General features: G+C 50.2%; 13 protein-coding genes. 5 read left to right on the forward strand and 8 right to left on the reverse strand.

Annotated features, from left to right (window positions below; translation table 11 throughout):
• The first annotated feature begins 192 nt into the window (after positions 1-192).
• From KTO58_RS13530 to KTO58_RS13550, 5 genes are read left to right on the forward strand one after another with little or no spacing between them, the layout of a single operon-like run.
• A complete protein-coding gene (locus KTO58_RS13530) occupies positions 193-3,540 on the forward strand; it encodes a SusC/RagA family TonB-linked outer membrane protein (RefSeq protein WP_198314909.1) in 3,348 nt (1,115 codons plus the stop codon).
• Between the two features lie 34 nt (positions 3,541-3,574).
• Positions 3,575-5,197, forward strand: coding sequence for a RagB/SusD family nutrient uptake outer membrane protein (locus tag KTO58_RS13535; protein WP_095841571.1), 1,623 nt, complete (start codon positions 3,575-3,577; stop codon positions 5,195-5,197).
• A 37-nt stretch (positions 5,198-5,234) separates the two neighbouring features.
• Entirely contained in the window at positions 5,235-6,197 is a 963-nt protein-coding gene (locus tag KTO58_RS13540) for a glycoside hydrolase family 18 (protein ID WP_095838862.1), read from the forward strand.
• Positions 6,198-6,222: 25 nt separating this feature from the next.
• On the forward strand, positions 6,223-7,344 hold the full coding sequence (locus tag KTO58_RS13545) for a DUF1735 and LamG domain-containing protein (RefSeq protein ID WP_095838861.1): 1,122 nt from the start codon (positions 6,223-6,225) through the stop codon (positions 7,342-7,344).
• A gap of 42 nt (positions 7,345-7,386) precedes the next feature.
• Positions 7,387-8,820: a BT_3987 domain-containing protein gene (locus KTO58_RS13550; protein ID WP_095838860.1), complete on the forward strand. Its 1,434-nt coding sequence runs from the start codon at positions 7,387-7,389 to the stop codon at positions 8,818-8,820.
• A 123-nt stretch (positions 8,821-8,943) separates the two neighbouring features.
• Here KTO58_RS13550 and KTO58_RS13555 read toward each other — a convergent pair whose 3' ends face one another.
• From KTO58_RS13555 to KTO58_RS13590, 8 genes are all read right to left on the reverse strand, one after another.
• Positions 8,944-10,185: a DEAD/DEAH box helicase gene (locus KTO58_RS13555; protein WP_095838859.1), complete on the reverse strand. Its 1,242-nt coding sequence runs from the start codon at positions 10,183-10,185 to the stop codon at positions 8,944-8,946.
• A gap of 64 nt (positions 10,186-10,249) precedes the next feature.
• A complete protein-coding gene (locus KTO58_RS13560) occupies positions 10,250-11,470 on the reverse strand; it encodes a TCR/Tet family MFS transporter (protein WP_095838858.1) in 1,221 nt (406 codons plus the stop codon).
• A gap of 215 nt (positions 11,471-11,685) precedes the next feature.
• The gene (locus KTO58_RS13565; protein WP_095838857.1) at positions 11,686-13,128 is read right to left on the reverse strand and encodes an alpha-L-fucosidase; all 1,443 of its coding nucleotides are present in this window, start codon (positions 13,126-13,128) and stop codon (positions 11,686-11,688) included.
• 11 nt (positions 13,129-13,139) lie between these two features.
• Positions 13,140-15,176 (reverse strand): glycoside hydrolase family 2 protein, encoded by a 2,037-nt coding sequence (locus KTO58_RS13570; protein WP_095838856.1) that lies wholly within the window; start codon positions 15,174-15,176, stop codon positions 13,140-13,142.
• A 68-nt stretch (positions 15,177-15,244) separates the two neighbouring features.
• Positions 15,245-16,579, reverse strand: coding sequence for a M60 family metallopeptidase (locus KTO58_RS13575; RefSeq protein WP_095838855.1), 1,335 nt, complete (start codon positions 16,577-16,579; stop codon positions 15,245-15,247).
• Between the two features lie 143 nt (positions 16,580-16,722).
• Positions 16,723-18,474, reverse strand: a complete 1,752-nt coding sequence (locus KTO58_RS13580) for a RagB/SusD family nutrient uptake outer membrane protein (RefSeq protein WP_095838854.1) — start codon at positions 18,472-18,474, stop codon at positions 16,723-16,725.
• A gap of 7 nt (positions 18,475-18,481) precedes the next feature.
• Positions 18,482-21,592 (reverse strand): SusC/RagA family TonB-linked outer membrane protein, encoded by a 3,111-nt coding sequence (locus tag KTO58_RS13585; RefSeq protein ID WP_225859736.1) that lies wholly within the window; start codon positions 21,590-21,592, stop codon positions 18,482-18,484.
• A 15-nt stretch (positions 21,593-21,607) separates the two neighbouring features.
• A complete protein-coding gene (locus tag KTO58_RS13590) occupies positions 21,608-23,254 on the reverse strand; it encodes a RagB/SusD family nutrient uptake outer membrane protein (protein WP_198315260.1) in 1,647 nt (548 codons plus the stop codon).
• Positions 23,255-23,265 lie beyond the last annotated feature (11 nt).

Below are 23,265 nucleotides of genomic sequence, written 5' to 3' on the forward strand. Positions count from 1 at the left end.
ATACGGGCCTACTACTAATGAAAAACCGGGCGAGATTCGAAGCCTACCCGGTTTTCATTGATGTTCAGGTCTAAACAGGTATTGCTTATTCCACCCGAACAATGCAAAAATATGCGTTTTACTGTTCATTGCCACAAGTTTCCACATCCACGTTGGATTATCAAAAAACAAACATTTAAAACATTGTTAATTATGAAGTTATTTTCGATTTCACTATTAGCAATCACGTTGCAGGTCTCTGCTGCAGCCTATTCTCAAAGGGTTACCTATGCAGCTACGTCTGTGAATTTAAAGCAAGTCTTCAGGGAGTTCAAGAAGCAAACCGGCTACTTCTTTTTTTACGACAACCGGGAGATTGCGAATAGTGTTCCTGTAACGGTAGACGTTAAGCATCTGCCGCTGGAGCAAGCGCTGGAACAGGTTCTTTCCGGCCAGCCATTTGATTTCCAGGTACAGGGTACTACGATTTCTATTACCCAGAAGGCGGTGCAGCGGACTCCTATTTCTTCTGAAGGCGCTTCGTATTTACGATTAGCTGTTATTAAGGGTATTGTAAAGGATTCTTCGGGTATACCATTGCCTGGTGCTTCAGTGGCGATCAAGAACAGCGACGGCACGCTCCGAAAGGGGGTTGTAACAAATGCTACTGGTGCCTTTACCATCAATGCAGCTATTGGCGATGTATTGGTTATTTCCTTTGTCGGTTATATACGGAAAGAAGTGACGATTACGTCGGAAGCACCGCTGGATATTATGCTGAGTGCTGCCAGTAATGTTATGGAACAAGTGGTGGTTACTGCGCTCGGTATCCGTAAAACAACCAAAGCGCTTACCTATCATGTACAGGAGGTAAAAGGCGAGGAGATCAGCCGTGTGCCTGATGCCAGTTTTGTGAACGCGTTAGCCGGAAAGGTAGCTGGCATTACGATCAACAGCAGTGCATCCGGTATTGGTGGTTCTACCAGGGTTGTAATGCGAGGCGATAAGTCTCTCAGTGCTACAGGGAATAATAATGCGCTTTATGTACTGGATGGTATTCCTCTTCCTAACCTGTTCTCTTCATCGAGTGTAACGACGAATGGTGTATATGGGGGGAAAGATGGAGGCGAAGGTATTTCTGATTTTAACGCTGAAGATATTGCCAGTATGTCCGTGCTGACGGGAGCTGCTTCAGCTGCATTGTACGGCGGCATGGCGGCCAATGGTGCTTTGCTGATCAATACCAAAAAAGGGAGTAGTACTGGTACGCGTATTAGCTTTTCCAATGCTACTAATTTCTACAAGCCTTTTGTACTACCTGCGTTCCAAAATACCTATGGTACATCTGCTCCGGGGAGTTTTGACAGCTGGGGTCAGAAGCTGGCGATTCCCAGTAGTTATGATCCGGCAGATTTTTTTGAGACAGGCATGAATGTTTCCAACAGTATAAGTTTGGCGACCGGCAATGCCAAAAACCAGACTTATCTTTCGGCGGCAACGTCCAATGCAAAGGGTATTATTCCTAACAATACATTTGACCGTTATAATCTGACGCTCCGCAATACCACTTATTATCTCGACAACAAACTGACACTGGATATTACTGCGATGTACGTGCGGTCCAAAAATCAGAACATGCGGTCTCAGGGGCAGTATCTTAATCCGCTGGTACCTATTTATCTTTTTCCGCGCGGTGATGATATTGAGAAATATAAGGTTTTCGAGCGGTATAATCCTGACAGGAATTTCAAGACGCAGTTCTGGCCTGCTTCCTACGGCACTCAGAATATGGCGATGCAGAATCCATACTGGACGATTAACCGAGATTTCAGTACGATCGATAAGGAGCGGTATATTCTTGGCGCCAACCTTACCTACCGGGCGCTTAGCTGGTTGACGTTAATGGCGAGGGTTAGAGCGGATCATAGTGCTAACCGTAATGAAGTAAAGAACTATGCTTCTACATTACCATTACTTACTGCGAATTCCCTCAACGGATCTTATCTCGATCTAACTGCCACTACGCGGAATACGTATGCGGACATGCTGGTTAGCATTGAAAAGTCTTTTGGTAATGTTGGATTAACGGCAAATGCAGGAGCCAGTTTACTTGATAACAGGTTTCGACTTAGCGGCAATGCGCTTGGAGGGGATGGAGCGCCGTTGTCTAAAGTGCCTAACTTATTCAGTTCTACTAATATTATTCCGCAGCCCCAGCCCGGCAGCCAGCCAGATATTACGCAAACTCAATCAGTGTATGCGACGGCGCAGACGGATTATAAGCAGCTAGTTTACCTGAACCTTTCTGCGCGTAATGAATGGCCTTCGCAGCTGGCGAACAATAGCGGTAACAAGCGGTCTCTTTTTTATCCTTCTGCCGGTTTATCGGTGATTGCCAGTGACCTATTGCAGTTACCCAAAAATATATTTTCATTTCTAAAGATAAGAGGATCCTATAGCGAGGTGGGCAATCCACCGTTACTTTTCATGGCCAATCCGCCATATGAGGTAAGTGTTTCGGGCCCCAGTTTAAACAGGGATCTTCCCTTTAATCTGTTACCTGAAAGGACGAAGTCCTATGAGGCAGGTATCACTGCTAATTTCCTGGCTAACAAGCTTAGTCTGGATGTTACAGTTTACAAGGCTAATACTTTTAACCAGATATTTACGTTTACTGCGCCCGGCGGGAGTGGATTCGCCAATTATTTCATTAATGCGGGGAATGTACAGAATAAAGGCATAGAAGCTTCACTGAGCTACAATGGCGCTGTAGGTGTGGTCAGGTTTAATTCCGGTGTAACCTTTACGATGAACAGGAACAGGATATTGGAATTAGCAGGCAACGCTGTCAATCCTTTTACGGGGAGATTGCTTGAGACTTCGGACACTATGTATATGGCGGGGATAGGCTCGGCATCTTCTGCCGCAGTATTAGGAAGTGCTATTGGTGATATTTATGTGAACAGTCTGATGACGGATCCTCACGGCTACATCCTTATCAATAATACTACCGGTGGGATGGTACAGGTCAATAACAAACAGCTTATTTATGCAGGCAATCCGAATCCATTGTACAAAGTGTCTTTCCGGAACGGGATCAGTTATGGTAATTTCCAATTCAATTTTCTGATCGATTGGCGTATCGGGGGCCGGGTGGTTTCGTCTACGCAGGCGATTATGGACGGATATGGTGTTTCGAAGGCCAGTGCGGATGCCAGAGACAATCAAAGTGTGCTGATCAACGGTTATAGTGTAGATGCTAAGAGGTATTACCAAACGGTGGGTCTTGGGACAGGGGTATTGTCGCAATATGTATATAGTGCGACGAATGCCAGATTGCGGGAGGCCTCGCTGAGTTATAGTTTGCCGACTGTCATTTTCAAGCATAAGCTAAGGGAACTGACCCTTTCGCTGATAGGCCGTAATCTGTTTATGTTTTACAACAAAGCGCCTTTTGATCCGGAGAACACGGCCTCTACAGGTACTTACTTCCAAGGCATTGATTATTTTATGGCACCCAGCCTGAGAAGTTTTGGCTTTAGCGTAAAAGCCAGTCTGTAATGCCCTGGTATTGGAACAATTCAAAAAACTGGTTATGAAAAGATTCATTTTATATATTTTTTGTGGTATCAGCCTACTGCATAACACTTCGTGTACAAAAAACTACGAGTTGTACAATACCGACCGTAATGGAGCTACGGATGGTGATCTCAATTACGATAATCTCCGGCTTGGAAGTCTTATCTCCCAGATGCAGGTAAAGATGATTCCTTCGCAGAACCTGGCAGAGAATGCAGATGTGAATGCGTATCAATTGATGCACAGTCTTATGGGAGATATTTATTCTGGTCATCAGGGGGCTTCCAATGCGTTTGGTAATAATGGCGTTAACAATACGACTTATTCGATGACTCCGGAGTGGTACGGTTCGGCTTTCGCCTATACATTTCAGAATGAGATGGCGCCATGGTACAATATTAAACAAAGCGCTGCTAAAGTCGGAGCAGGTGCGAATAGTACTTATGCGGTTGCACAGATAATGAAGGTGCTGGCTATGCATCGTCTTTCAGACATATATGGGCCGTTGCCTTATCTCAACTTTGTCCCTGCGACATCGGTTCCTTACAATTCGCAGGAAGTGATCTATGCCTCTTTTTTTGCGGAGCTTGACAGTGCTATAGCGACTTTGAATAAAACTATTCAGATTACGCAGCAACAGTCATCTCCATCGCTGGCACCGTACGATCTGATCTATCGGGGCAATCTTTCCCGCTGGGTGAAATTTGGCAATTCGCTCAAGTTGAGGCTGGCCATGCGTATTGTGAGAGCTGATGCCGGTAAAGCGAGATTGTATGCGGAGCAGGCTGTGAGTGGAGGCGTACTGGATAGTAATGATGACAATGCGCGTTTGCTGACGGATGGTAACAGCACTATCAATCCTCTATACATGATATGTTATTCTTATAACGACACGCGTATGGGAGCGACGATGGAGTCTTATTTGAAAGGGTATAAGGATCCACGGATAGGTCTTCTTTTCAATCAAGGTACGGGTAGTTTATCTGGTGATTATCATGGCATCAGAAATGGTAGTCGTTTTAACGGGCAGGCATACAGTCCTTTTTCCACGCTCAATGTTACGGCAGCAACGCCTATACAATGGATGGGAGCGGGAGAGGTGTATTTCCTGCGGGCAGAAGGTGCATTGCGGGGATGGAATATGGGCGGTATGGCCGGGAGTCTATATGAGCAAGGGGTAAGACTGGCCTTTGGTCAACCGTTGGGAGGAACTCAGCGTGCAGCGGGAGATGCCAGCGCTTATCTAAGTGACGGCGTCAGCACGCCAGCTCCCTATGTGGACCCTTTGAACAGCGGGAATAATGCAGCTGCTCCTTCTACTATTACGATCAGGTGGAATAGTGCAGCTAGTTTTGAGGAAAACCTGGAGAGGATCATCACACAGAAATGGATCTCGCTGTATCCGGACGGGCTGGAAGCCTGGAGTGAATTCAGAAGGACGGGCTACCCGAAGGTCATTCCTATTCCGGCTGCCAATAACCTGAGTAATGGTCAGATTAGCACATCCTTGCAGGTAAGGCGAAGTCCTTTTCCTCAAAGTGAATACCGGAATAATTCTACTAACGTGTCAGCCGGTGTATCGTTGCTGGGTGGCCCTGATAATGGAGGTACGCCTCTTTGGTGGGATAGAAGGCGCTAATGCTCCTTGTTGACATTGATTACTAAAAAAACATTACATGAAAGCAATCATACCTCTTTTCGTATTTATCCTATTTGCGGTGTTAATACCCGGCTCGGCTTGTAAGAAACAAAATGAACCCGGCCCGATCCCTTTGCAGCATCCCGTTGTTCCTACAGCGGAATACTTATCTAACTTAAGGGCATATAAGAAGAGCAGTCATCAGTTATCGTACGGATGGTTTGGAGGGAGTGGTGGCGACGGGAAAACGGCTATGATGATGAACCGGTGGGAAAGCCTGCCGGACAGCATAGATATTATTAGTTGTTGGGGAGGTCCGCCTCAGCTGGGAACGCCACATATGGAAGCTATGCGGAACATGCAGAAAAACAAAGGTACGAGAGTAGTGACTTGTTCTATTGTAGGCGATCATTTTCTTACCAATGTGGACAAAGATTTTATAGAGAAATATACGAAGGGGGACGAAGCCCTTTTGATGCGCGGAATGGAACTAGCTGCGAAAGCGGTGGCAGATTCTGTTGAGAAGTATAGTTTGGATGGTTTTGATTTTGATTTTGAACCATCCGGATATCTGACGGATCCCGCAAAATTTCATTTGTTTCTGCTGGCCGTATCAAAATATCTGGGGCCGAAATCGGGTACTGACAAGCTATTAATTGTAGACTCCTTTGTTGAGACACTTGATTCCAGGTCTATCCCGCTGCTTAGTTATTACGTGTTACAGAACTATTCTCCACAAGGCGGAACGGCTACCGGCGCGCTGAATCGTTTGAAGCGACAGGTACCTGGCATGCCCATAGAGCAATGTATTATAGGTGAAAACTTTGAGTCTTTATGGAGAGATGGAGGCTTACTGGCAGCCTTTGCAAGGTGGCAACCTCCGACCGGGCGAAAAGGAGGTATAGCGGCTTATCATCTTGAATATGAATATTCCAATCCGTCGATGCCTTATATGTACATGAGACAGGCCATCCAGATCATGAATCCGGCCGCGAAATAATTCCACTTACCTAATCCGACATAGTATGAAACAGATTATTCCTATTGTAATTATGCTGTTGCTGGCTACCGGGATATTTTCCTGCAAGAAGGAAACGTATAGCGATGCGTTATTCATTACCGGTACAGAAACTAACTCATCCACGGCATTAACTGTAGACCAATCGGCATCGAGCACAGCGATCAGCATTACGTCATCCGGGTTGGCAAGTAATGACATTACGGTACAACTTGCTATAGATACTACATTGATTGCGGCATACAATCAGGCCAACCGAAAGAATTACAAAGCACCGCCCTCAGATCTATACAGTCTTTCGAAAGGTACCGTAATTATCAAAAGCGGTACGCATATATCCGATGCTGTAGCCTTTACGATGCGCTCAAACCAGGGTTTGCAGGAGGGTGTATCTTATATGGTCCCGGTTACGATCTCGCATGTTTCCGGAGGAGAAAAAGTGCTGGCATCATCGAAAACTATCTTTATTATAATTAATAAAGTGATCCGTTCTACGGTAGCGAGTATTACGGAGAATTACTTCAAATGTGATTTTTCCAAGAACAATGATCAGCTTAAAAATATGCGGGCTATTAGCTACGAGGCGAGAGTACTGGTCAACAATTTTGATGACCACAGTCCTTTCATCAGTTCTCTTATGGGTATTGAGGAAACTTATTTATTACGCTTTGGTGATGTGACTATAAGTAAGGACCAACTTCAGCAAGCAGGAGGAAAACCACTTACGGTACCTACCTCTTTTGCTACGGGCCGATGGTATCATATTGCGTCGACATACGATGGTTCAGTGCAGCGGATTTATGTCGATGGTGTACTTGCTGTACAGGAGAGCGTCAGCAGGACGATAGACCTAACGAACACATGGGCAGGGGGATTTCATTTAGGCTATTCTGCGGATGGAAGGTTACTCGATGGGCTTATCAGCGAATGTCGTGTGTGGTCCAAAGCGCTGACACAAGCGGAGATACAAGACGGTATGTGTGGTGTGAATCCTGCTAGTCCCGGATTAGTCGCTTACTGGAAGTTGAATGAAGGTACCGGGAACACCGCCTTTGATCTCAGCGGCAATAAGCATGATGCTGTTGCTCAGCGGAATGTTACTTGGGTGACTAACGTAAGATGCAACTAGCATTGCGGGGCATTAGCTTTTAAAAAACTCAAATGAAAAAACATGAAGTTCAATTTATCCATACATCATCTTTATCTAACCTATCTTTTTATCCCTATACTTATCGCCAGCTGTCGTAAAAATGACCATTTAAACACCAAGGATCTGCTGGCATACGTTCCTGCGGGCAACAGCGCCTATAACATTCTTGCTGTTGACAGCATAAAGGTTCTGCGCAGTACGATTCTGGCAGCAAAAGACGCTGGTTTCCCTGTATTATTGTCCCGTGCATTTGAAAGGAATGTGGAGGTGACGGCCCGTATAGATGCATCGCTGGTTGCGCAATACGATAGTATTTATAAACCGGCGGTGCCATCTCCGGTGTTATCGCCGGGGACCTTCAGGATTGTGAACAATGGAAAGGTGACCATCAAAACTGGGCAAACGCAATCGGGGGATTCTGTTCTTGTGCAATTAGCTGATCCAACTAAATTGAAGGCTGGTACAAATAATTACGTGGTACCGGTAGTGCTGACTACTGCCAGCGATGGCATTCTTGTAAGCGGCACACGTCAGATAATGTTTGTGAAGATACCTGTGAGTAGTGTTGCGACCAGTATAACAAGTCTGGCGGGCAAAAATGTTGTGAGTATCCTGTTGCAAAGCGTCAATGGTGTTACTAGCGGAGCCAGCATGGTGTATCTTCAAGGCAGGCTTAACCTGGCTATTAACCGGGCATTAACGGCCAATGTACAGGCGAATGGAGCCTTAGTGTCTTCCTATAATGAAGTGAATGGTACGAGGTACCAGGTTTTTCCCTCAGGATCATACCAGCTTGCAAAGGCCTCGTTCAATATTCCGGCTGGCCAAGCCATATCATCTGACAGTATCCAACTTGAACTTACTGATTTGTCGAAGTTCACTCCTGGAGCGAATTATTTGCTTCCATTGGAGCTAGCGGCTGACAATCAGCCAGATACTCCACCGGCAGATAGTGCAGGCAGGGTCGTGTATGTAACATTAGGTGTATTCGTTAACAATATAGACCCCACAAATGCCCGCCCAACCGGAATTACAGCAAACCGTTCCAGTTGGCAAGTTAGTGCTGGCGCCAGTTTGGGTGGTTATGATGTTACCCGGATACTTGATGATAATAATGCCACTTCGTGGCATTCAGACATTAATCTGCCGGCCTGGGTGGTATTAAATATGGGGCATGTAAGTACCATTAAAGGGTTTTCGATCGTTCCCAGTTATCAATACTTGCCTGGTGATTTTATCAATATGGAAATATTTTCCAGCAATGATGGCAAGGAATGGAAGCTGGAGGGCCGCTATTCTGGTACCCGCACATCAAACCGTTCTTCTGCATCTTCACCAGACGTCAAGTATGTTCGATTTTTGTCGCCGGTGACGGCCTCCTATTTCAAGTTTAACATTATTAAGACCAGCGCCGGTGGTTATGCCGGCATGGCAGAGCTACACGCTATTGAATAAAGGGTTGGATTTGCGGTGCGCCCGCTGTCAGCTATAGATATGCCGATGAGGTATGTGAAGATAGGATGATCTGGCAGCGGGCGCTATATTTTCCGATTGTATTAATTCCGGGAGGTTGGTGTTTTATTTCTTCTTTTTTTTCTTTTTGGCTTCTTTGAGGGAAGCTTCGTGCTGGTCGATGAGGAGTTGCCAGTTATCGTTGGGAATATCTTCTGAGAAGGCGATGGTTTCGCGGTAGTCATTTTTATCGATCTTCATTTCGGTGATGGGTTTGCCGATATAAGTTTCGATGGCTTTGAGGATGGGTTCTTCTTCTTTGCTGCAGAAGGAGACGGCCTGTCCTTTCTGCACGCCGCGGCCGGTGCGGCCTACGCGGTGTACGTAATTTTCTTCCACGTCGGGCAGGTCATAGTTGACTACATAGTCGACGTTGGGGATGTCGATCCCGCGGGCGCTGACATCTGTTGCGATGAGTATTTTGACGGCACCTGTTTTGAACTGTTCCATGACCTGGAGGCGGTCGTTCTGTTCTTTACCGCCGTGCATGGTGATGGTGGGAACCCCTACCCTTTGCATGGCGGCGTGCACTCTTTCTGCGCGGACTTTGGTGCGGACGAACACCAATATTTTATTTTCCGGGAATTCGCGGACGAGGCGTTCGAGGAAGAAACGTTTGTCATCCATTTCGACGAAGGCTACGGCGTGGCTGACATTTTTGGATACGGGATCCTGGGGGGATATCTGGATACGTATTGGATTTCTCACTACGGAGTAGGCCAGGTCTTTGATATCTGTATCGATGGTCGCGGAGAAGAACAAGGTCTGGTGTTGTCTGGGCAGGTGTCTGAGTACGTCGCGGATATCTTTGATAAATCCCAGGTCGAGCATGTGGTCGGCTTCATCGAGGATGAGGATACCGGTCTGGCTGAGGTCTATATGTTGTTGGCTGACGAGGTCGAACATTCTGCCTGGGGTGGCGATGAGGACATCGACGCCTTTGCGCAGTTGTTGTATCTGGGGTTCCTGTTCGACGCCGCCATGGAGGCCTAGTATGCTAAGGCGGGTATATTTGGCGAGGGTGGAGAACACTTCGGCTATCTGGATAGCCAGTTCGCGGGTGGGTACCATGACGAGGCATCTCACCTCTCCTTTTGTTTTTTTGGGATGCAGGCGCTGCAGTATGTGGAGTACGGGGATGGCGAAAGCGGCTGTTTTGCCGGTCCCTGTTTGTGCGATGGCCATTACGTCATCGCCTTTGAGGATAGACGGGATGGCTTTGAATTGTATATCTGTAGGCCGTTTGAATCCCAGATCTTCCAGGCTTCTTTTAATTTCCGGAGATATATGGTATTGCTCGAATTTCATGCGTGCGCTTTGAACATCAAACCGCAAAGGTAGACAAAAGGGCGGACAGTGCGGCTTTTTGTCGTCAAGCATTTACGCGGCCCATACTTCTTCTGGCGAAAAGGAGACCTATTGCTACGAGTATACTACAGAGTACGAAGGGAGCTCCGGGGAAGTGTACGGGCGCTCCTTTTTGTGTGAAGTAGGCGAACAGGTTGGTCATGATGAGCGGGGATATGATGCCGGTGGCGCTCATCAGGCTGGTGAGGGCACCCTGGAGTTCGCCCTGTTCGTTGGGAGGGACTTGTCCGGTGATGAAGCTGGAGAGTGCGGGGCCGGCGATGTTACCGAAGGCGTATGGTACGAGGATGGCGAACATCATCCAGCCTTCTGCTGCCATTCCGAGGAGGAAGAGGCCGATAGAAATGATGGTTAGTCCCAGGTATACGCTTTTTTCCTGTCCTAGTTTGGGCAGGGCGATCCGGATCACTACCAGCTGTACGAATGCGGTCATGAGGCCGCTGAAGCCGAGGGAGTAGCCTACCCATGTTTCGTTCCAATTGAATTTGGCCATGCAGTAGTAGGTCCAGGTGCTTTGTATGCCGGTGCTGGCCATATAGAAGGTGATGAGGGTGATCAGGAGGCCATAAACGGCCGGGTATTTCTTCAGCTGCATGAGGGCGCCAACGGGGTTAGCGCGTTTCCAGTCGAAGGCTCTTCTATTGGTGAGGGGCAGTGATTCGGGTAGGATAAAAAATCCGTACAGCACGTTGAGCAAGGTGAGGCTGGCGGCGGTGAGGAAGGGGACTTTATCTCCGAACTGTACCAATACGCCGCCGATGACGGGGCCGAAGATGAAGCCGAGGCCGAAGGCGGCACCGATGAGTCCGAAGTTCTGCGCTCTTTTTTCGGGGGTGCTTATATCGGCGATATAGGCGGAAGCGGTGGTAAAGCTGGCGCCGGTGATACCTGCCAGCAGGCGGCTCACGAAGAGCCAGCCGATGGTAGGTGCGAAGGCCATGAAGATATAGTCCAGTCCGAAGCCCAGCAGGGAGCAAAGTAATACGGGCCGGCGGCCATAGCGGTCGCTGAGGTTGCCCAGGACGGGCGCAAAGATGAACTGTGCTATTGCATATACGAAGATGAGCAGGCCTGACCAGCGGGAGGCAGCGCTCAGATCGCCATGAATGAGCCGTTCGATCAATTTGGGGAATACCGGGATAATGATGCCGAGGCCCATTACATCGAGGAAGAGGGTAATAAATATAAAGCCCAGCGCGCCGCGGGCCTTAGCAGACGTTTCCATACTGTCAAAATTACTTCAGTGTTATGCGGTGGGAAGTGGTTCCTTATCACTAAAAGGCGCCGGTGTTGGTGCCGGCGCCTTTATCTTTTTTCCGCTTGCAAGGGCAAGTTACAGTAGGTATATTAAAGGAGAGGGAGGAATCGGCCGAATGCGGTTAAATATTTGATGAAACCGGGTTGTCCGTTTTGAGGGGGATGAAAAGGGGAATTTGTGCTTTATGTTTTCGCTTCCTGGTACTGGCGGCTGTTGTTCCCTGCGTCATCGGACAGTTCCAGTATGATCACGTACGGGAGGCCGGGACGGGGGTTGCCGGTACTTATATTATACTGGTTTTTTTGTGTTTCTGTGATGCGTAGCTGCCGGGAGGGATGTGAGAGCAGGTAGGCTTTTTTGATGTTTGTCTTTGGTGGTGTTTGTATTTTCAGCAATCCGGAAAGTGGTTGGTTACACACTACGAGATACAGTTTGTTGTTATCGTGTGCGATGTAGTATCCCCAATCTTGTTTTTTCCAGCTGTTGGCGTGGTAGCCACCGTATATGGCTTCTCCATTTATTTTCATCCAGTTGCCGATGGTAGTGGCGATGCGTTGTTCTTCGGGACGGATGGCGCCATCTCCCTGCGGGCCGAAGTTGAGCAGGAAGTTGCCACTCATGGAGGTAGCGCTGGCTAACATTTCCAGTAGTTCGGCCGGTGTTTTGACGTAACTGAGGCTCCAATCGCGGTGGTATCCCCATTGGTTTTCGGGGATGGTCATGCAGGCTTCCCAATCTGTTTTGAGTACGTCGGTATCCCTGATGGGATCTGGCAGCCGGCGTTCGTATCCGGAGGCATAGTCGCCCATCATGTTGCCGTTGGCATCTTTATGGCGGTTGCCATTGTCATCTGCCCGCAGGCGGCTGTTGACGATCATGCCTGGTCTTACTTGTTTGAGCATTTTTTCTACTTCGAGTGTCCACCAGCCATTTTTCTTCACGCTGTTGTCCCAGGTACCATCGAACCAGAAACATTTAACGGCCGGGTAGTTGGTAGCGAGTTCTTTGAGCTGGTTGTAGGCGAAGTCCAGGTAGCGGCGAAAGGCTACGCTATCGGCATTGCTTTTGATGTCGTAGCGCCAGTCGGGATGATGCCAGTCGAGGACGGAATAGTAGAAGTGTACGTCGATACCTTCGGCGGTGTAGGCATCCACTATTTCTTTGAGGATATCTTTTTTATACGGCGCGTTGCTGATATTGAAGCTGGTGTATTGAGACGGCCAGAGGCAGAATCCTTCGTGGTGTTTAGTGGTGATGGTCATGTATTTCACGCCCATTTGCCGGGCCATGCGGGCCCAGGTTTTCGGATCGAACCGGCGGGGGTTGAACTGATACATGAGGGAGTCCCAGGTGGCGGAGGGTATTTTTGCGCTAGATTTCAGGAATTCGGCGGCGTAGGCGTATGTTTTCCCCTGCCATACGCCACCGGGGATGGCATACAGGCCCCAATGTATGAACTGTCCGAAGCGATTATAGCGGAACCGGTCCATGGCGGCATCCTGGCGTTTGCCGGTGTATTGCGCGCCGTATTTTAACTCTTTGTGTTCTTGTTGCTGGGCATGTACTTTGACTGTGGTGGCCAGTGAAATTGCCCCTATGATCAACCATTTACCATATCTATACATATCCTACAATTTTATTGCAATGTCCAAATTACGTTGTCCGTGTATTCTTTTCCGTTGTGTATTACTTTGACCTGTACTTTATTTTGTCCTTTGCGTAAGGAAGCCTGTGTGAATATATAATGCACGGCGGTGGTTCCTTGTTTGAAATCGGTGATGCGGCGGCCGTTGATGGTGAGATGTGGCTGACCGATGTTGCTATAGACGGTGATGTCTGTTTGTGGTGCTGTGCGTTGTGTCAGTCTGCGATCGCTGATATAGAGTACGGGGGTATCGCTCCAGTTGGCTTTATACCAGTAGAAGGCATCTTTTTTCACTTTGCGATCGAAGGTAACGAGACCTTTGAGGTTGCGGGCGGGGATGCCACCGCGGTTCCATAGGGGTACGGCGAAGTCGAACATGTTCCACAGGTAGCTGCCCAGCAGGTATGGATGTTTGGCGAGGATGCCCCATTGTGTTTCGTGGAAGCGGGTTTCCAGTTGTTCGGGGAAATACTGACCATTGACAGGATTGAATGTTGCCGGCGGTGTTTCTGTCTGCTGGAAGATGTTGCCTTCGGCGCCGTATTCTGAGAGGATGACGTTGTATTCGGGGAAGTTACTTTTGAGGCCGGTGATCCACTGTTCGAGGTCGGTTGTTTTGCCTTCGTACCAGCCGTAGTAGCGGTTCATGCCCTGTATGTCCGCGTTCCTGTTTTCGAAACGTTCCATTTTGCCATATCCGTTGACGCTGACGGTGTATCGGTCGGGGTCTTCTGATTTGGCGAGGTTGTGTAATGCGGCGGTGAGGGTATTGACGAATCCACCAGGATTTCGGTCATAGACTTCGTTATGAAGCCCCCAGACATAGATGGACGGGTGGTGATAATTCTGGCGGATGAGTTCTGTTAGTTGTTGTTTGGCGTTGTCAGTTTCCTGGCCGCTGACGGCATTGACGAAAGGTATTTCGGCCCAGATGACGAGGCCGATGCTATCGGCTTTGCTATAGAGGTATTCTGACTGTTGGTAGTGCGCGAGGCGGACGGCGTTGGCTCCCATTTCGCGGATGATATTGAGGTCGGCGGCATGTTGTTCGTTGGTGAGGGCGCTGCCACTCTCCCACCAGTCCTGGTGGCGGCAGACGCCTTTGAGAGGTAGTTGTTGTCGATTAAGGAAGAGGCCTTTTCCCGGGATGATCTCGAAGTGCCGTATTCCGAGGGGGCGGAGGACTTCATCGATGACCTGGCCATGTTCGAGGATGCGGACGATGACTTTGTACAGGTATGGGTCTTTGAGGCCATTCCAGAGATGCGGGGTGTTGAGTTGGAACTGTTGGTGGAAGACCTGCATTCCCTGCGGGAGTATTTGTATGGAGGAGTCGACTGTTTTGACGATGTTGCCATCGGCATCGCAGAGGGCGGTCTGTAATATAGCCTGGCGGCTGTGAGGATATTTGTTGTCGACTTTGGCGGTGACGGTAATATCTGCTGATGCTGCGGATACGTTCTGCTGGCGGATAAAGACACCCGGCGCTGCGTAGTCGTTGACGGCGAATGACAGCGGTGCTGTTACTATCAATGATACGGGGCGATAGAGGCCGCCGTATACGCCGAACAGGTTGTGATTGATGGGGATGACATCGGGTCGGGCGGTGTTGTTGGTTTTGACCAGCAGTTCATTTACGGCGGAGTCTTTGAGGGAGTGGGTCAGTTCACACGCGAATGCGCCATAGGCACCTTTGTGGGAGCCGATCATTTGTCCGTTCAGGAAAACCTGTGCGACGCTGCCGGCGCCTTCGAATCGGAGGAATATGCGTTTGTGCTTCCAGGTTGGGTTGGGCGGCAGTTGTTTGCGGTAGACGCCTTCGCCCTGGTAGAAGTCTTTGGTAGTCTGCATATCGATGTTGTTCCAGGTATGCGGCAGGTGGACTAGGTGCCAGGAGGTGTCGTTGCCGGCGGTTTTTCTGAATTGCCAGTCATCGTTGAAAGCCATTGTTTGCCGGGACTGCGCTATTGTGTTGCTGCCGGTGCTGAGTGTGAGGATGCCGGTGATCCAGAGAAAGATATATTTCATTGATTCATTGGTTTCCGCTGGTAAAGGAGGTGGCCAGCCGTTATTAGTGGCTGGCCACGGTCATTTTGTTAATATTCGCTTAAGGAGGACGGGTTCACTGCCGGTGCGGGAAGTTGCAAGGCGGTGATCTCGTTATAGATAGACGTATTGACTTTGAAGCCCCAGTCTTTGAAGAACTGGCCCAGGTCTTTTCCGCTGGCGCGGCAGGCGTATAACATGAGTACTCTCATTTCTTCTTCGGCGTTGCCGACAGGTTGCGGTCTTTCTTCGCGTACGAGTTTATGCAGGTTATGAAAGAAGGTGTCCCCGAATGCCATCCATAGTTGCTGATAGATGCCGAGGCGGACATATAGTGCGACGTTGGAAGCGGTGTAGTCGCGGGTGCTGTCGGGGCGTGCGAGGAAGTTTTTGATGCCGGTCCAGTCGGAGGCGCTCAATCCTTTGGCGCCCGGCTGGAATATTCTTTTGGCGGCGAGGGTATAGATGTTTGGATTGACTTCTCCTACTGCGCCGAAGGTCCAGTTCCACATTTGGTGGTGGTGTCCCATTTCGTGCCAGAGGCCCCATCCGTTGCCGCTGATCTGTGCGGGGACGAGTACGCGGTTGAAGGAAGTGCCGACGATACGAACGCGGCCTTCGTGTGTGGCATCCATGTATCCGCTGTTGCGTTCTACGATCATCAGTTTATTATCCAGGGGGGCATGAACAGGGCTGCTGTTATCGAGGCCGCTGATATCGCCCTCAGCTTTGAGGGAGCGGTCGATGTAGGCGAGTATGGTATCCTGGTTTTCGGACTGATATTGTTCGGCTTTGGCCTGCGATACGGTGATGAATGCACGCTGTGATACGAGGATGGCATTAGGTGAGGAGGTATCGGCGCTGAGCATATCGATCCATTGCTGGTGGGTGGTGGTACCCTGTACGTAGAACGGGATGGTTTTGAAGCCACTCTGGAAGGTCACTTTCACCCTATTGGCGGTGTTGGGTGTTGCGGAGGCGTATCGCAGATAGAGGTCGCCGCCATTGGTGTTATTGATGGTATTGGTACCTAGCTGCAGGTTGTAGGTGGTAACGGTTTCGCGGTCGTAGCTGCCGACGATGAGCTGTGGCAGGTTAGTACCGCTGATCTGTGTGACGTTGACCAGCAGTGGTTGATTGGCGGTGGCGCGGAGGCCTACCGGGTCGAAGTCGGCAGTCCGGAGTGAGAAGATGAGGCGGCTGGCCTCTGCCTGTCCTGTGGGTCGTTCTGTGAGGGTCCATTCTGTTTGTGCTGGCGGTAATTGTTCATTGCTGGCGATCCTGGCGTTGGGGGACAACGCATCTTCTTTGACATTTTTCTGGCAAGCGAGGAGGCTTAATGCTAATACGCCGGTCATGGCGTTTTGGAAGATGAGATGTTTCATATGGGTTTCATTTTAGAATGATATAATGGACGTATTATAGTTTTTAAGAGAGGCCCCGATATGAATACCGGGGCGACATATCAACTTTTATCTACCAAACGATTGCTGCTTTTCCGGCATAAAACCGGTTGACCATGCGGACTTTACCAGCCCGGGTTTTGGGTCAGCATGGGTGCTTTGTTAATTTCTGCTTGAGGTATGGGCATGAAATACATTTGCGGGCTTTTGAATACGCGTGTTTCGAATACGAATCGTTGCGGTGTGAAGGTGGTTTCGTTGACTTTGGTCCAGCGCATGCCATACATATCGCCATTGACGAGTTTATCGAACATTTTCCAGCGGAGGAGGTCGAAGAAGCGATGTCCTTCTTCGAAAGCCAGTTCTACTCTTCTTTCGTTTCGGATGGCATCGCGCATTTGTTCTTTGCTGAGTCCTGTTGGCAGCTGGTAGGGTGACAATCCGGCGCGGCGGCGTATTCTTTCTACTGCATCATATACTGCGGGTGTCGGGCCTTCGTATTCATTGGCGGCTTCTGCGAAGCCCAGTAATATTTCGGCGAAGCGGATGACGGGGAGGCATCGAGTGGGTTCGACACCGTAGTTGCCCCCTGCATTTTCGTCCATCATTTTGCGCCACAGGTAGCCGGTGCGGGTGGCGTTGCTGTTAGTGTTGAGTCCATCCTGAGGTGCGAACTGGTACAACCATACGGGTTCCTGGCGGTTGCTGGCTCTCATGAGCCAGGAGGCGCCATTATACAGGACGGTGAAGTAGAAGCGCGGATCCCTGTTCTGGTAGGGTTGAGCTTCATTGTAGCCGGAACCCTGTTGATCCGGTTGTTTACCATTGGCCATCGGGAATGCATCTACGAGTTGTTGTGTAGGGAAGGAGTAGGTCTGTCCGGCGCGGGAGGCGGGCAGCAGGAGGTTTTCGAAGGTGCGGTTGGCCCCCTGCATTACCTGGAATATATGTTCGCGGTTTTTGCGTTGGAGGAAGGTGAGATAGAAGCCATTTCCTTTGCGGGAGGTATTATCTTCCACGAGGTCGTAAGCGCCCATGTCGATGACTGCTTTCATGGCATCGGCGGCTGTTTTCCAACGTTCGTTGCCAAAGTTGCTATAGCCCAGTAGTTTTTGCTGGTCGCCGGAGGCGCCGAGGTTGCCACCATTGAACAAGGGGCTGGCGGCCATGAGCAGCAATTTTGCTTTTACTGCCATGGCGGCACCTTTGGTGGGTCTGCCGTAGTTGTCCGGTGTATGTTCTACCGGCAGTATGGCAGCTGCGTCGTCGAGTTCTTTGGTGATGTATTGTACGCATTCTTCGAAGCTGGCGCGCGGCTGGTCGAACTTATCTTCGAGGCCATAGAGGCGATCGCCGATGAGGGGGATGCCGCCGTGGGTGCGAAGGAGGTGGAAGTAGAAGTATGCTCTGAGGAAGCGTATTTCTGCTTTGGCCATGGCTTTGCGGCTGGCGGACAGCGGGCCGTTGTCTACGCTGGAGAGGAATATGTTGGCGCGGCGGATGCAGTCGTAGGGGATGTTCCAGTGGTCGGCGCGCATGCGGGAGAAGTCGGCTACGCCAGCGAACTGGGCGCCATTGTATGCCTGTGCGGTCTGGGCGGTGTTGCCTGACCAGCGTATTTCGGAGTCGTCGGTGGCATCGGAGAAGCTCCAGATGCCGCCACCGAAGAGGCCATTATCTATGAAGTAGGTGAATGACAGTTGCCGGTATACACCATTGAGGAACTGCATGGTGAGGGCACTGTCTGCGAAGGTTTTCTGGCGATCGATGGTGCCGGTGTCTGTTTTATCCAGGAAGTCGTCGCCGGTGACTTTTTTGCAGGCGCTTGTTGTGGCGGCGGCGAGTAGTAATGTATATAGAATCTGTTTAGTCTTCATCGCGATGCTATTTAAAGGATACCTGAATACCGAAGTTGTATACTTTCTGCTGCGGGTAGTTGCTGTAGGCTTCTGAGCCCTGGCTTCCGCGGGCGGATTCCGGGTCTACGTCGTATATCTTAAGGTTGAACCATGTCATGAGGTTGAGGCCATTGGCGTAGAGGCGTACATTTTCGAGGCGAAGTGCGTTGACGATACGTTTGGGCAGCTGGTAACCTATTTCTACGTTTTTGATACGGAGGTAGTCGGCGGATCTGAGCCAGAAGGTGGACATGTCGAAGTTGACGCCACCGAGGCGCGGGTATTCGGCTATGTCTCTTGTCTCGGGTGTCCAGCGTTTGAGGTGGATAGCGGAGGGGATACCGTTGGAGTTGCCTATCTGCAATAATGTGGAGGCATCGAGGCTACCGCGGGTAGCGCCCTGCAGGAGTACGGAGGCATCGAGGCCTTTGTAGCTGAAACCGGCGCTGATACCATATGTTACCTGTGGCAGGTTAGGATAGCCGATGGGGCCGATATCGCCCTGATCTATCTTGCCATCGCCATTCATATCCTTGAAGCGGATATCGCCCGGCTTTACGGTCTTGCCTATTACGGGCGGGCTTTTAGCGATGTCGTCATCATCATAGTAGAAGCCATCGAAGGTGTATCCATATATCTGTCCGATGGGACGGCCTGTTTGTGCCAGCATCGGGTTGGCGGCGTTGAGTGGTTCGTCTCTATAGCGCACTTTATTTTTTGCGACGGAGAGGTTGCCTTTGACGAAGTAGCTGAGTGACTGGTTTATTTTATTGCGGTGTGTGGCTTCTATTTCGAGGCCTTTGTTACTTACGCGGCCGACATTCACCGGCGGTAGACTGATCCCTGTGAAGTTAGGTACGCTACCTCTTTGGGTGAGGATATCGTAGCGATAGTTGTCGAAATAGTCTACTACCAGTTCCAGTTTGCCTTTGAACAAGTGCATTTCCATGCCCAGGTCGAGTTTGCGTTCGCGTTCCCAGCGGACATCTTCGTTGGCCAGTGCCCCTGGTGTGATGACGGGGAAGGTGTTGGGCGTTTCTCCGAAGTTGTAGTTCTGGTCGGGTCTGTTGTAGACCTCTTCATATACATATTTAAAGGCGCCACCGATGTTATCGCTACCTACTTCTCCGTAGGAGGCTCTGAGTTTGAGGTAGTCGATGAACCGGATGTTGCGTTTAAAGAACGGTTCTTCGCTTACGTTCCAGCCACCGGATATTGCTGGGAAGAAGCCATAGCGTTTGCTGGCTTTAAAGCGGTCGGTACCGTTGTAGCCCATATTGAACTCTATGAGATATTTAGAGCGGAAGTCGTATCCGACGCGGGCGGAGTATCCTCTGAAGTTGTCTGGTACGTTGGCGCCATTGATATTGCTGATCTGGTTGAAGAGGCCCAGTGCGTATACGGTATGGTCGCCGAAGGTGTTGCGGTAGTCGAGGATGGCCTGCATATTGAGTTTACGTATAGGCTTGCCGGTACCATTCTGGAAGTCGGCATCGGCACCCAGTACTGGCATGCGGTATAAGTCGGGGAATACGGACTCGTACCTATCTGCTGCTGCGATGTATTCATATACCGGGAACCGGCCACGGGTGACGCTGCGGCGGTATTGGAAATCGTTGGTGTAGGCGATGGTACCTTTTGCGGACAAACCTTTAGCAATGAAGTCCAGTTTATGTGTGGCGGTGAGGTTCAGGTTAAGGTCGTTGTCGTACTGTCTTTTATAGCCTGCGTATTTGAGTATGCCTACGGGATTGAGGGTAGCGCTTTTTCTGCCACCGAAGGAGCCATCGGGATTGTATACCGGGTATATCCAAGGTGAGAGAAGTCCGCTGGTGATGCGGCGCCAGAAGGGCCATGCGCCACCTGGTACTACATCTGGCAGGTTAGGTTCGTTGGTTTCGGAGAAACGAGCGGACAGGTCGAGGCGGAGGCTGAGGTCGCGTGTGACATCCACGTCGAGGTTGGAGCGGAAGTTATACCGTTTGAGGTAGTAGTTATTATTAAAGTCTTCTTCTTTTGGCAGGTCTTTGAGGATACCATTCTGAAAGATGTAACCTAGGGATACGAAGTAGCGAACGGCTTCTGAGCCGCCGCTGATATCGAGGTTATTTCTTTGCTGGAGGGTATTTTTTTTCATGACCTCATCGTACCAGTTGACGTTTGGATATTTGAATGGATCGTCTCCTTTCCTGAAATGTTCGATGGCTTCCGGGCTGGTCATGCCGGGGAGGAACAGTTCCGGGTCCTGGTTGGAGTTTTTATACTGTTCTACCAGCAGAGGGATGGCCTGGTATGCAGGTAGTGGTTTGCGATATACGGTAGGTTGCTGGAGGCCTGTTTCGGAGCGGAATGTGATCTTAGGCGGGCCTTGTTTACCTCTACGGGTGGTGATCACGAGTACGCCATTGGCGCCTTTTATACCATATATAGCGGTGGTGGAGGCATCTTTGAGGATGGCCACACTTTCGACTTCGTTGGGATCGATCTGGCTGACCATGTCGTAGCTATATTCGATATCGTCGACGATGATGAGCGGGTTGTTAGGGTTTGGGGAGCCGGTGTTGTAGGAGCTGTTACCCCTGATAAAGAAGTTGGCTCCATCTTTACCCGGCTGGCCGCTTGTTTGTTGCTGGAAGAGGCCGGGGAGTCGGCCTACCAGTGAGTTTTGGATGCTGGCTGCCGGGCTTTGGCGAAGTTCCTTCCCTCCTATCATGCTGACGGCGCCGGTGCTGGTCATTTTCTTTTGTTTGGCGAAGCCGACGGTGACGATCTCACCCAGGCCTGTTACGGCGTCGCTGAGGACGATGTTGACGGTCGTTTTGACTGCTACGTTAATGGATTTCGGGCTATAGCCTACGGAGCTGACGGTGAGTTCCAGTCCATTATTTTTCAAGGTGATGGTGAATGCTCCTTTATCATCGCAGATGGCGACATTTTTAGGATCGTTGGACGCTTTGACGGTGGCGAAAGGTACGGGGCCGTTGGCGTCGGAGACGGTCCCTTTGATCCTGCGTTCCTGTGCCAGTGCGGTGAGGCACCAGGAGAGCAGGCATATGATAGATACGATACGTTTCATGCTGGCTGATAGTTTATTCATTTTCAATCCGGCGGTTTAGAAGTTCCAGCCGTTATTCTGCCTCATGTTAGGGTTGGTTTCGATCTCGCTGTAGGGGATCGGGTACCAGTAGAGGCGTTCGGCGAATGATGCCGGTGTTACTTCGAAGCGTGTATAGGTGAACGTACCACCCTGTTGTGGGGTGATGCGCATGCCGGTGACAGGTTTGTTTAATACTGTGCCCGCCAGTTTCCAGCGGCGGAGGTCCCAGTGGCGATGTTCTTCGAAGGCCAGTTCTATGCGTCTTTCATTTTGTATGATGGTGCGCAGTTGTGCTTGTGAGACGGCGGCTGGAATGCCATATCGATTATCTGTGCCGGGGAGGATGCCGGCTCTTTTACGTAAGGCGATGAGGGCATCTACGGCTTCTTTTACCGGGCCTTGTTCTTCGTTCCTGGCTTCTGCGAGGTTGAGCAGCACTTCTGCGTACCGGAGGAGGATGACATGGTGTTGCTGGTTGCTGTAGGCGGAGGCGGATTCGAACTTGCCCATGAACTTGCGCAGGTAGTATCCTGTTTTGGTTTGGGTGATGATGCCACCAGGTTTATCGAGGCCGCCATCGAATGTTTCGACGAGTCGGTTGAGCCATTTGCTGCCATTGTAAAAGACGGTGGCGGCGAGGCGGGGATCTCTTTTATCGTAAGGGCGTGCGGCATCGTATTCTGATCGTGTATCTGTGATCGGTAGTCCATTGATCATGGGGAAGGCATCTACGAGTTCCTGAGAGGGGCTGGTATATCCTTTACCTGCGGCGGCGTTGAGGTATCCGACGGGGCCATTGTTCTGTTCAACGGACTGGTCGGGAGTACGCTGGCGATTGAAGATAAACTCTGTGTTTTTAGTACTGATGAACAAGCCGATGAAGTCGGTTGCCAGGTTATAGTTATTGAGGCGTACGATGTCTGCGGCTGCGGTGGCGGCGTTGGCCCAGCGAGCGGGATCGTTGTTGGTATTATAGAGGGGGCTGGCCCAGTATAGCAGCAGGCGAGCTTTCAAGGCCATGGCGGCTCCTTTGGTAGCGCGGCCGTAGTCGGCATCGGCGAGGGTTGGCGGCAGGAGGAGGTCCTGGACGGTATTGAGTTCTGCCAGTATGTGCTGTACTGTTTCTGTGATGGTGTTGCGGCTGTAGTTAAGGCGATCGTTGATGGTGAGTACGGTATCGGCCATTAGTGGTACGCCGCCCCAGCGTTTGAGTAGTTCGAAGTAAAAGAAAGCGCGGAGGAAGCGGGCTTCTGCTTTCCAGTACTGTTTATTTTCTGTGGTGGTGGGCACTTTATCGATCCTAGAGAGGAAGATGTTAGCGCGGCGGATGCCGTTGTAGTTGCGTTCCCAGGCGTTGTCGATGACATTCTGAGGGCTGATGCGGCCTTTGCGGAAGTCGTCGGTGAGGTTACCATCGCGGGAGGCGACGGCATCGTCGGTGGCGCAGTCGAGGAATGCATTATCGATGCGGTTGTATCCATCTGGCAGTTGCTGATAGACGCTCATGAGGAATGCCCTGGCGTTATCTGCATTCTTATCTATCTGATCGAAAACGAGATCGTCGGTGAGGCGGTCTTGCGGCTCTGTTTCGAGGGTACGCCGGCAGCTGTCCTGAGCCAGTGCGAGGGTGGTGAAGAGCAGCATTATCCAATATCTTTTCATACTGTACGGAA

Origin of the sequence: Chitinophaga pendula, assembly GCF_020386615.1 — a bacterium.
Taxonomy (GTDB): Bacteria; Bacteroidota; Bacteroidia; order Chitinophagales; family Chitinophagaceae; genus Chitinophaga; species Chitinophaga pendula.

Coding starts and splice junctions, on each gene's coding strand:
- KTO58_RS13530 (WP_198314909.1), top strand. CDS start 193: ATGAAGTTATTTTCGATTTCACTATTAGCAATCACGTTGCAGGTCTCT.
- KTO58_RS13535 (WP_095841571.1), top strand. CDS start 3,575: ATGAAAAGATTCATTTTATATATTTTTTGTGGTATCAGCCTACTGCAT.
- KTO58_RS13540 (WP_095838862.1), top strand. CDS start 5,235: ATGAAAGCAATCATACCTCTTTTCGTATTTATCCTATTTGCGGTGTTA.
- KTO58_RS13545 (WP_095838861.1), top strand. CDS start 6,223: ATGAAACAGATTATTCCTATTGTAATTATGCTGTTGCTGGCTACCGGG.
- KTO58_RS13550 (WP_095838860.1), top strand. CDS start 7,387: ATGAAGTTCAATTTATCCATACATCATCTTTATCTAACCTATCTTTTT.
- KTO58_RS13555 (WP_095838859.1), bottom strand. CDS start 10,185: ATGAAATTCGAGCAATACCATATATCTCCGGAAATTAAAAGAAGCCTG.
- KTO58_RS13560 (WP_095838858.1), bottom strand. CDS start 11,470: ATGGAAACGTCTGCTAAGGCCCGCGGCGCGCTGGGCTTTATATTTATT.
- KTO58_RS13565 (WP_095838857.1), bottom strand. CDS start 13,128: ATGTATAGATATGGTAAATGGTTGATCATAGGGGCAATTTCACTGGCC.
- KTO58_RS13570 (WP_095838856.1), bottom strand. CDS start 15,176: ATGAAATATATCTTTCTCTGGATCACCGGCATCCTCACACTCAGCACC.
- KTO58_RS13575 (WP_095838855.1), bottom strand. CDS start 16,579: ATGAAACATCTCATCTTCCAAAACGCCATGACCGGCGTATTAGCATTA.
- KTO58_RS13580 (WP_095838854.1), bottom strand. CDS start 18,474: ATGAAGACTAAACAGATTCTATATACATTACTACTCGCCGCCGCCACA.
- KTO58_RS13585 (WP_225859736.1), bottom strand. CDS start 21,592: ATGAATAAACTATCAGCCAGCATGAAACGTATCGTATCTATCATATGC.
- KTO58_RS13590 (WP_198315260.1), bottom strand. CDS start 23,254: ATGAAAAGATATTGGATAATGCTGCTCTTCACCACCCTCGCACTGGCT.